The sequence below is a fragment of the Halobacillus sp. BBL2006 genome (assembly GCF_000786645.1).
GTDB lineage: Bacteria > Bacillota > Bacilli > Bacillales > Halobacillaceae > Halobacillus.
In genome coordinates this window covers 1-852 of sequence record NZ_JRNX01000845.1, presented here as the reverse complement: position 1 = coordinate 852, position 852 = coordinate 1, and the positions used below count along the sequence as shown (strand labels likewise).

Below are 852 nucleotides of genomic sequence, written 5' to 3'. Positions count from 1 at the left end.
ACATCAAAGTATTCACTGGTTACCGTGCTCAGCATAATGACGCGGTTGGCCCAACAAAGGGTGGTGTACGTTTCCACCCAAATGTATCTGAAAAAGAAGTAAAAGCTTTATCTATTTGGATGAGTTTGAAAGCGGGTATCGTTGATTTGCCTTATGGTGGCGGAAAAGGCGGTATTGTATGCGATCCACGTGAAATGTCATTCAGAGAATTAGAGGGCGTAAGCCGCGGATATGTGCGGGCAATCAGTCAAATTGTAGGTCCGACTAAAGACATTCCAGCACCGGATGTGTTCACCAACTCTCAAATTATGGCATGGATGATGGATGAGTACAGCCGTATTGATGAATTCAATAATCCAGGCTTCATTACTGGAAAGCCGCTGGTCTTAGGTGGATCACATGGACGTGAAACTGCCACGGCTAAAGGAGTTACCATTTGTATAGAAGAGGCGGCTAAGAAAAAAGGCATTAACGTCGAAGGCGCTAGAGTAGTCGTTCAAGGATTTGGGAATGCAGGCAGCTTCTTAGCTAAATTTATGCATGATCGCGGAGCAAAGGTTATTGGTATTTCTGACGCCTATGGTGGCTTGCATGATCCGGATGGATTAGACATTGATTACTTACTTGATCGTCGTGATAGTTTTGGTACAGTAACAAACCTGTTCAAAAACACGATTACAAACGAAGAACTTCTTGAATTGGACTGTGAGATTCTTGTCCCAGCAGCAATTGAGAATCAAATTACCGAAGATAATGCCTATAACATAAAAGCAACCATTGTAGTAGAAGCGGCAAATGGACCAACAACACTTGACGCAACAAGAATTCTATCTGAACGAGGGATCTTACTAG

At 43.1% G+C, this 852-nt stretch carries 1 protein-coding gene; it reads left to right on the top strand.

The window, feature by feature from the left end; translation table 11 throughout:
* Nucleotides 1-852: Glu/Leu/Phe/Val dehydrogenase (locus LD39_RS20345; protein WP_035552914.1), on the top strand; the 852-nt coding region annotated here is incomplete at both ends.